We start from the raw sequence: 10,081 nt of genomic DNA, 5'->3' as shown, positions 1-10,081 counted from the left end.
AACAAACGCTATGGCACAATGGATTAGTATAGAAGAGGCAGCCGCAAAGTACGGATTCGAGACAGAATATATCTGGGTCTTGATAGAGATGCGAGAAATCACTGTGGACTACGAAAGGCCGGGCATCGACATCATCAGTGATGACAGTGTTCAGGAGTTTATGGGTCGAAATGAGAAGGGGGCTACCTTGATGTATATCGAAAAACTGGAACGATATTGCATAGATAAATCAAAACTTTGTTCAATATACCTATCACTTTTAGGAAAACAGGACAAAGAAATCACAAGATATAAAGCAGCCGGAATCCTCTATGATACCTTACAAATCAAATGGCTGAAACAATGCGACCGATTGCGGAAGTTGGAAAAAGAACTCGTCTTGGGGCAGACTACTTGCTGTACCTGTTGGCTGAAAAGAATCTGTATGAAAATCAGGAAGTAAAATCGGATCAATTCAATACTTATTTGCTAAAATATCAATTGCTTCATAACCGTACCAATTGGATAAAATCGAACTTATAAGAAATTCTTATTAGTTCGTCAGGAGGGACAACGACGTCTTTAAATGAACAAACAACCAATAATTTGTGTTTATTTAATCTAAATATATATCTTTGTCCCGAATTATAAACACGTAAATTTATGAAAAAGATTTTTGGTGCTTTAATGATTGCTATATGTATAGCTATGGCAATGCCTGCTCAGGCGCAGATACACTTTGGTGTAAAGGGAGGTTTGAACTTGTCAAAGGCGAGTTTCTCTAATGTGAGCGAAAACTTTAAAAAGGATAATTTCACTGGTTTCTTTATCGGCCCGATGGCAGAGTTTAATATTCCAATCGTAGGGTTGGGAGTAGATGCATCTTTGCTTTTTGCTCAACGGGGTATCAAAGTTTCAGAAGGGAATGATGATATTACTGTTAAACAAAACGGTATTGATATTCCTGTAAACCTGAAATATACCATTGGCTTGGGAAGTCTGGCTGGTATTTATCTGGCTGCAGGTCCTGACTTTTATTTCGATTTTGAAAAGAAATCGGGAATTGATAAGAAGAAAGCTGAAGTAGGTATCAATGTGGGCGCCGGTTTGAAGTTGCTGAACCATTTGCAGGTGGGTGCTAATTACAATATTCCATTGGGCGATACCGCTGATATTGACACTGGTGGTTCTTATAAAACTAAGACTTGGCAAGTATCTGTGGCCTATATTTTTTAAGTAGTCTATCACTTTACATAGTATATGAAAAAGAGTTTCCGATAATTGGAAACTCTTTTTTGTTTGGGATTGTCCTGTTGCGCTCTCGAATATATTTCTTCCAATTCTTGTATGAAGTAGAGTTTTCTTTTTAAGTGTTCTCTCTCCCTTCTTTTAAATCCCCGTTTTTTTATTGTATTTTTGTAGCTGCAATGAAAAAGTACGTAGATGTCATATTACCGCTTCCGCTTCCGAAGAGTTTTACTTACTCTTTGCCGGATGAATGTGCGGAAGATGTGAAGATAGGCTGCCGTGTGGTAGTTCCTTTCGGGCGGAAGAAGTTTTATACGGCTATCGTCCTTAACGTTCATTATTGTGCTCCAACGGAGTACGAAGTGAAAGATATATCTGCATTGCTGGATGCTTCTCCCATTCTGTTACCCGCTCAATTCAAATTTTGGGAGTGGATAGCTGATTATTATCTTTGTACACAAGGCGATGTCTATAAAGCGGCACTTCCCTCCGGCCTGAAACTGGAGAGTGAAACGATCGTTGAATATAATCCTGATTTTGAAGCGGATGCGCCATTGCCGGAACGTGAGCAACGTATTTTGGACTTACTTGCCGTAGATTCGCAACAGTGCGTTACTAAATTGGAGAAGGACAGCGGCATCAAAAATATTCTTACGGTCATCAAGTCTCTGCTCGATAAAGAAGCGATTTTCGTAAAGGAAGAGTTGAGGCGTACTTATAAACCTAAAACAGAGGCACGGGTTCGGCTTGCGGGTACAGCGGATGAAAAGCGGCTTCATATCCTGTTTGATATTCTGTCTCGTGCTCCGAAGCAGTTGGCATTACTCATGAAGTATGTGGAGTGTTCCGGCGTTTTAGGAGCGGGAACTCCGAAAGAAGTTTCCAAGAAAGAACTGTTGCAGCGGGCTAATGTGGCCCCTTCTGTATTGAATGGATTGGTAGATAAGAAGATTTTTGAAATCTACTACCATGAAATCGGCCGGTTGGATAAGCAGGAGAAGGAGATTGTCGAATTAAATCCTTTGAATGAGTTTCAACAGCGTGCATTTGATGAAGTCGTACAGTCTTTTCAAGAGAAAAATGTCTGTTTGCTTCATGGGGTAACGTCCAGCGGTAAGACTGAAATTTATATCTATCTGATAGAAGAAGCGATTCGTCAGGGAAAGCAGGTGTTATATTTGTTGCCGGAAATTGCATTGACCACTCAAATTACGGAGCGTTTGCAACGGGTCTTCGGTGCTCGTCTGGGTATCTATCATTCTAAGTTCCCTGATGCCGAACGGGTTGAAATATGGCGGAAGCAACTGGGAGAGAACGGGTATGATATTATTTTGGGGGTTCGTTCTTCTATTTTCCTGCCTTTCCGAAATCTAGGATTGGTGATTGTGGATGAAGAGCACGAAAATACGTATAAGCAACAAGATCCCGCTCCCCGCTATCATGCGCGTAGCGCGGCTATTGTATTGGCTGCCATGTACGGAGCTAAAACTTTGTTGGGTACGGCTACTCCCTCTATCGAGTCATGGCAGAATGCAAGAGAGGGAAAATATGGTTTCGTACAACTGAAAGAACGATATAAAGAAATCCAGTTGCCGGAGATTATTCCGGTGGATATCAAGGAACTGCATCGCAAAAAGCGGATGGTCGGACAATTCTCGCCACTCCTGATACAATATATGAAAGAGGCTTTGGAACAGAAAGAACAAGTGATTCTCTTTCAGAACCGTCGTGGGTTTGCTCCGATGGTGGAGTGTCGTACCTGCGGTTGGGTGCCTAAGTGTAAGAATTGCGACGTAAGCCTTACCTATCATAAAGGAATTAATCAATTAACCTGTCACTACTGCGGTTATACGTATCAACTGCCGAAATCCTGTCCTGCCTGCGAGGGAACAGAACTGGTGAACCGTGGTTTCGGTACGGAAAAGATTGAAGATGACATCAAAATCCTTTTCCCGGAAGCTGCCGTAGCCCGGATGGATCTGGATACTACACGTACCCGCTCCGCTTATGAGAAGATTATTGCAGACTTTGAGCAGGGAAAGACGGACATATTGATTGGTACGCAAATGGTATCAAAAGGGTTGGATTTCGATCATGTCAGTATAGTAGGTATATTGAATGCCGATACCATGTTGAATTATCCCGATTTCCGTTCCTATGAACGTGCTTTTCAGTTGATGGCACAAGTAGCGGGACGTGCCGGACGTAAGAACAAACGCGGACGGGTGGTATTGCAAACCAAGAGTATCGATCATCCTATCATTCATCAGGTCATTGCCAATGATTATGAAGATATGGTAGGCGGACAATTGGTGGAACGTCAGATGTTCCATTATCCTCCCTATTACCGGCTGGTATATGTTTATCTGAAAAATCATAATGAAGCGTTGCTGGATCAGATGGCGGCAGTGATGGCGGATAAGTTGCGGGCTGTATTTGGCAATCGGGTATTAGGTCCGGATAAACCTCCTGTTGCCCGTATCCAGACTTTGTTTATCAAGAAGATCGTTGTCAAGATTGAGCAGAATGCCCCAATGGGACGTGCACGGGAATTGTTGCTACGTATTCAGCGTGAGATGTTGGCGGACGAACGCTATAAATCTTTGATTGTCTATTATGATGTAGACCCTATGTGATTTAATAATTTTCCCCCATATAATAACCTTTAATCATTTAATTAACTAACCATGAAACGACTTACTATTTTTTCTCTGACTTGTCTCTTTAGCATGGGTGCAGTTTTTGCCCAGCAGGGAGTAACTCAATGTGGTGTTCCGACAGGACAACCGAAGTTCCCTTTACTGACTTATCAGGAGTTGCCTGATCCTACTGCACCTTCTGATAAAGAGTGGGCAGCGGTGACTTCCACCCAAGTCTCTTGGGGTACAACAGATGTACGGTATGCAAAACATCAACTCCCGCAATTGAAGAAACAACAGACTGTTTCTCTGAAAGGCTGGCGTGGCGAACGTGTGAACGCGCAAGCTGTTGTGTGGACAGGCGTAGAACTGAAAGACCTGAATTTCAGCTTTGGTGATTTTAAAGACAAAAAGGGAAATGTTCTTCCCAAAGGTGCATTTACAGGTGGTTTTGTTCGTTATGTGATGACGGATGAATTGAATAAGGATGGGAGAGGTGCCTGCGGACATCGGAAGTCTATAGATTATGATTCATTATTGGTGGCCGATCCTATTGATACCAACCTGAAAACGATGGCTTTGCCCGCTCGTACTGTTCAACCGGTCTGGGTGCAGTGTTGGATTCCTCAATCGGCTACTCCCGGAACTTATCAAGGGGAATTGTTAATCAATGACGGCTCGCGTTTATTGCAACGCCTGAATCTGGAAATTATCGTTTCTTCCCGTGAACTTCCTCAACCTTCGGAATGGGCTTATCACTTGGATTTATGGCAAAGTCCTTATGCGGTGGCACGTTATTATCAGGTTCCTTTATGGAGTCAGGAGCATTTCGATGCCATGCGTCCTTTAATGAAAATGTTGGCAGATGCCGGACAGAAGATTATCACGGCTACTTTGACGCACAAGCCCTGGAATGGTCAGACAGAAGATTATTTTGATACAATGGTCACTTGGATAAAACGGGCGGATGGCACATGGGCTTTTGATTATACTATCTTCGACCGTTGGGTGGAATTTATGATGAGTGTAGGCATTGACAAACAGATTAATTGTTACTCAATGGTTCCATGGGAATTGTCATTCCAATACTACGATCAGGCAACCAACTCTCTGCAATTCGTGAAAACTGCACCGGGTGAAGTGGCTTATGAAGAAATGTGGGGAGCGATGCTTGCCTCTTTCTCCAAGCATCTGAAAGAAAAAGGATGGTTTGATATCTGTGCTATTGCGATGGACGAACGTCCGATGGAAGTAATGCAGAAGACGTTGAAAGTGATTCGTAAAGCTGATCCGGATTTTAAAGTATCGTTGGCTGGAAACTATCATGAAGAGATTGAGCCCGATCTATATGATTATTGTATTGTTATCGGACAGAACTTCCCGGAAGAAGTGCGTCTGCGTCGTGTTGCCGAGAACAAGCGTACTAATTATTATACCTGCTGTACGGAAGCCCATCCCAACACGTTTACTTTCTCTGATCCTGCAGAAGCAGCCTGGATGAGTTATTATTCATCTAAGAAACATCTGGATGGTTATCTGCGTTGGGCATATAACAGCTGGCCATTGGAGCCGCTGCTTGATTCCCGTTTCCGCAGTTGGGCAGGCGGAGATACTTACCTTGTATATCCGGGAGCTCGTAGTTGTATTCGTTTCGAGCGTTTGATTGAAGGAATACAGGCGCATGAGAAGATCAATATCCTTCGTCAGGAATTTGAGAAAAAAGGAAATAAGGCCGGATTAAAGAAAATAGAAAAAATGCTTGCTCCGTTCAATCTGGGTAGTATGCCGGAAATCCCGGCGGCAGTAACCGTGAACCGGGCTAATCAGATACTGAACTCTTTTTGAGAAACAATCATGTATATATGAAGAAAATATTATTTGTCTGCCTCGGAAATATCTGCCGTAGCTCTACGGCTGAAGGCGTAATGCTTCATTTAATAGAAGAAGCGGGACTGGAAAAAGAATTTGTGATAGATTCTGCCGGAATCCTGTCTTATCATCAGGGGGAATTGCCGGATAGCCGGATGCGTGCTCATGCAGCCCGTCGCGGTTATCAATTGGTGCATCGTTCTCGCCCCGTCCGTACGGAAGATTTTTATAATTTTGATCTGATTATCGGTATGGACGACCGGAACATAGATGACTTGAAAGACAAAGCTCCTTCTCCCGAAGAATGGAAGAAGATTCATCGCATGACGGAGTATTGCACCCGTATTCCTGCAGATCATGTCCCTGACCCCTATTATGGAGGGGCCGAGGGTTTTGAATATGTACTTGATGTTCTTGAAGATGCTTGCGCAGGTTTGCTTACTTCTTTAACTCAGGATAACTGATCCGGGTGTGATAAGCAATCTTTAGTTTTTCTTTGAACACAGCTTTCACTGTTGCTATATCCTTGAAAGTGATAGGGCATTCTTTAAAGTAACCTTCAGTGACCTGGGAATCGATAATCTTATCGACCAGGTTGCTGATTGTTTCTTCTGTATATTCCGGAAGACTGCGTGAGGCGGCTTCCACGGCATCCGCCATCATCAGGATAGCCTGTTCTTTGGTGAACGGATTCGGACCGGGATAGGTGAACAATTCTTCATTCGGTTCTTCGTCCGGATGCTCGTTCTTCCAGGAAATATAGAAATATTTTGTTTTTCCCCGTCCATGATGCGTGCTGATAAAGTCCTTGATGGCTTTAGGCAGATTGTGTTTATCGGCTAATTTCAATCCATCCGTCACATGACTGATGACGACCTGCGCACTTTGTTCGTAATTCAGGTTCTTATGCGGGTTAATTCCTCCTGACTGATTTTCTGTGAAGAAAGCAGGGTTTTCCATCTTACCAATATCATGATACAAGGCTCCTGTACGTACTAACTGGCTTTTGGCTCCAATACGGATGGCTGCTTCCGCAGCAAGATTGGCCACTTGCATGGAATGTTGGAATGTTCCCGGAACCGTCTCGGACATTTGCCGCAAAAGGTCATTATTGATATTCGAAAGTTCTACCAACGTTACATTGGAAGTAAATCCGAAAGTTTTTTCCAATAAAAAGAGTAAAGGATAGGTGAATAATAACAGAATTCCATTGATGATGAAGTAAGTGTACATTCGTATGTTCAACTTCGAAAAGTCGGTGGAAAGACCGTTCTCTGTCATCAACTCGAAGGCGAAATAAATGGCTGCATAAGTCAGTATAACCAATAAAGCCGTTCGGAAAAGTTGGGACCTTTGCGATAGCTCTCTTAGACTGAATATCGCCACTAATCCTGCAGCCAACTGTGTCAGAATGAATTCATGCGGAAAGCGTAAGGATATGGAGCATATCAATATAGTGATGACATGCGTCAGGAAAGCAGTCCTCGAATCAAGAAAAACACGGATGATAATGGGTAGCATCGCGTACGGGATGATATACACATTAAATAGATTATGTGTTACCATGAAAGCGGTTATGACACTGTAAAATACAATCAACGTGAATAGCAATGACAGACTGCCTTTCCGTTGATAGTAGTCTTTTCGGAACAGGTCGAGATAAAGCATAAAACAAAGCATCAGCATTCCTACAAACAGAATCTGTCCGCCGAGAATCAGGCGGTTTTGTCCCATGGACTCATTCCGTTTGATGGATTCTTTGCGTAATGACTCCAGGATATTATAGGTATGCGGGCTGACGATTTCCCCCCGGTCGATAATCTTTTGCCCGCTGACTACTAATCCGTTTGCCCAGGAATAGTTGTTCAGGATTTCTTCTTTGGCAGCCTGGGTACGTTCCTCGTCAAAGGTAAGGTTGGGGGTGATGTATTCGTTCAGGGAGCATTGCCTTAAAATTTCCCGGTTGAAATGAGTAGAGTCTGCTGACAGCAAGTGCTCATAGGCTTTTTTTACCGTGTAAAGATTCTCGGTAGCCTGTGGATTAGCCAGTTTGTCATCAATCACCATGACAGATGAAGTGCTGTCTTTGTGAAGCAGCTGTATATTCTCTGTCGAAACGATGCCTGCCTGATAGATTTCTTTTAAAGTGCGCTCGATGTACCGCAAATAATCGATGGAAGGGAGAATTCCTTTCAGATTCGTATGGTAATTCTCTTTCAGCTTGGCGATTGCGTCTTTTTCTATATTTTTATCCAGTTGATAATAAGGTTGGAAGAAAGCCATCAGGCTATCTTGTTCCCTTTTTACCACTGCATCCTCTTTATAAATAGGAAAGTCGAAAGTAGCGATCAACTGTCCGTATTTCCAGGGCTTGTTGATGTCGAACTGGTAATTGAATTTTCCGTCACGTGGCAGGAAATAAACAATCAGCGCCACAGTGCCTACAAACAGCAGTGATTTATATAGTAAATCTCTCCATGAAAATCTTTTTTTCTTCTTCAAATGTTCCATATCCACTGAAATTTTTGCGAAAAGTACAAAAAAAAACAATAGTGTGGAAAAAAAGGTTTAATTTTGCCACGATTTACCTATACTAACCCAAATTATGGCAGAAAGAAAAGTAAGAGTTCGTTTTGCTCCAAGTCCTACGGGAGCATTGCACATCGGTGGTGTGCGTACAGCTTTGTATAATTATCTATTTGCGCGTCAACACGGCGGAGACTTGATATTTCGTATTGAAGACACTGATTCTAACCGGTTCGTTCCGGGAGCGGAAGAGTATATACTCGAATCTTTTAAGTGGTTGGGTATCCACTTTGACGAGGGAGTGAGCTTTGGTGGTGAACAGGGGCCGTACCGTCAGTCGGAGCGCCGCGAAATCTACAAGAAATATGTGCAGATTTTGCTGGAAAATGGAAAAGCATACATCGCTTTTGATACTCCGGAGGAACTGGACGCTAAGCGTGCCGAAATTGCTAACTTCCAATATGATGCATCTACCCGTGGTATGATGCGCAATTCATTAACTATGCCGAAAGAAGAAGTGGATGCACTGATTGCTGAAGGCAGACAATATGTTGTTCGTTTCAAAATCGAACCGAATGAAGATATACATGTAAATGACCTGATTCGTGGCGAAGTAGTAATCAACTCATCTATTCTGGATGACAAAGTGCTTTATAAATCGGCTGACGAACTGCCTACTTACCATTTGGCAAATATCGTGGATGACCATTTGATGGAAGTTTCCCACGTGATTCGTGGTGAAGAATGGTTGCCTTCCGCTCCTTTGCATGTGTTGTTGTACCGTGCTTTCGGTTGGGAAGATACGATGCCGGAATTTGCTCACCTGCCTTTGTTATTGAAACCGGAAGGTAATGGAAAATTAAGCAAGCGTGACGGTGACCGTCTCGGATTCCCTGTATTTCCATTGGAATGGCACGATCCGAAATCCGGAGAAATCTCTTCTGGTTATCGCGAATCCGGTTATTTACCCGAAGCTGTGATTAATTTCCTGGCTTTATTGGGATGGAATCCGGGCAATGATCAGGAAGTGATGTCGATGGACGAATTGATTAAATTGTTTGATCTTCACCGTTGCAGCAAGTCGGGAGCTAAGTTCGACTATAAAAAAGGAATATGGTTCAATCATCAATATATACAGCAGAAACCTAACGAAGAAATTGCGGAACTGTTCTTGCCTTTCTTGAAAGAACAAGGCGTAGAGGCTCCTTTCGAAAAGGTAGTGACTGTGGTTGGCATGATGAAAGACCGGGTAAGTTTCATTAAAGAACTGTGGGATGTTTGTAGCTTCTTCTTTGTGGCTCCTACCGAATATGATGAAAAGACGGTGAAGAAACGCTGGAAAGAAGATTCTGCAAAATGTATGACCGAATTGGCAGAAGTGATTGCCGGTATTGAAGATTTTAGCATTGAAGGACAGGAAAAAGTCGTTATGGACTGGATTGCAGAGAAAGGTTACCATACCGGTAATATCATGAATGCTTTCCGTCTGACATTGGTGGGTGAAGGAAAAGGCCCGCACATGTTCGATATTTCCTGGGTATTGGGCAAAGAGGAGACGATAGCTCGTATGAAACGAGCGGTAGAGGTTTTGAAGTAATCGATCAGTACTATGCTTTACGACCTGGCAATAGTCATTTATGACTTTATCGTCCATTTGGCTGCTCCGTTTAGCCGCAAGCCCCGGAAGATGATGAAGGGGCATTGGGTGGTGTATGAACTCTTACGCCAACAAGTGGAAAAAGGGGAACAGTATATTTGGTTTCACGCTGCTTCACTGGGGGAGTTTGAACAAGGACGCCCTCTGATAGAAATGATTCGTG

The 10,081-nt window shown here is 43.0% G+C and carries 8 protein-coding genes; 7 read left to right on the top strand and 1 reads right to left on the bottom strand.

The window, feature by feature from the left end; genetic code table 11:
- The first annotated feature begins 10 nt into the window (after window positions 1-10).
- From ACT8YW_RS19825 to ACT8YW_RS19805, 5 genes are all read left to right on the top strand, one after another.
- Window positions 11-442 (top strand): hypothetical protein, encoded by a 432-nt coding sequence (locus tag ACT8YW_RS19825; protein ID WP_444106896.1) that lies wholly within the window; start codon window positions 11-13, stop codon window positions 440-442.
- A 200-nt stretch (window positions 443-642) separates the two neighbouring features.
- Window positions 643-1,215 carry a porin family protein gene (locus ACT8YW_RS19820; protein WP_128131478.1) on the top strand — a complete coding sequence of 191 codons (573 nt, stop codon included), beginning with the start codon at window positions 643-645 and terminating at the stop codon, window positions 1,213-1,215.
- Between the two features lie 191 nt (window positions 1,216-1,406).
- A complete protein-coding gene (gene priA / locus ACT8YW_RS19815) occupies window positions 1,407-3,863 on the top strand; it encodes a replication restart helicase PriA (RefSeq protein WP_444106895.1) in 2,457 nt (818 codons plus the stop codon).
- A 51-nt stretch (window positions 3,864-3,914) separates the two neighbouring features.
- Window positions 3,915-5,711 carry a glycoside hydrolase domain-containing protein gene (locus ACT8YW_RS19810; RefSeq protein ID WP_444106894.1) on the top strand — a complete coding sequence of 599 codons (1,797 nt, stop codon included), beginning with the start codon at window positions 3,915-3,917 and terminating at the stop codon, window positions 5,709-5,711.
- A gap of 17 nt (window positions 5,712-5,728) precedes the next feature.
- Window positions 5,729-6,199: a low molecular weight protein-tyrosine-phosphatase gene (locus ACT8YW_RS19805; RefSeq protein ID WP_004296375.1), complete on the top strand. Its 471-nt coding sequence runs from the start codon at window positions 5,729-5,731 to the stop codon at window positions 6,197-6,199.
- Here ACT8YW_RS19805 and ACT8YW_RS19800 read toward each other — a convergent pair.
- Window positions 6,174-8,246, bottom strand: coding sequence for an HD family phosphohydrolase (locus ACT8YW_RS19800; RefSeq protein WP_444106893.1), 2,073 nt, complete (start codon window positions 8,244-8,246; stop codon window positions 6,174-6,176). The genes ACT8YW_RS19805 and ACT8YW_RS19800 overlap by 26 nt on opposite strands.
- A 94-nt stretch (window positions 8,247-8,340) precedes the next feature.
- On the opposite strand from ACT8YW_RS19800, the gene gltX reads away from it, so the two are divergent.
- Window positions 8,341-9,858, top strand: a complete 1,518-nt coding sequence (gene gltX, locus ACT8YW_RS19795; RefSeq protein ID WP_444106892.1) for a glutamate--tRNA ligase — start codon at window positions 8,341-8,343, stop codon at window positions 9,856-9,858.
- Window positions 9,859-9,870: 12 nt separating this feature from the next.
- On the top strand, window positions 9,871-10,081 hold a 211-nt coding region (locus ACT8YW_RS19790; protein ID WP_444106891.1), incomplete at its 3' end, for a glycosyltransferase N-terminal domain-containing protein.

Origin of the sequence: Bacteroides sp., from assembly GCF_052357945.1 — a bacterium.
GTDB lineage: Bacteria > Bacteroidota > Bacteroidia > Bacteroidales > Bacteroidaceae > Bacteroides.
This window is presented reverse-complemented; position numbering and strand designations above follow the sequence as displayed.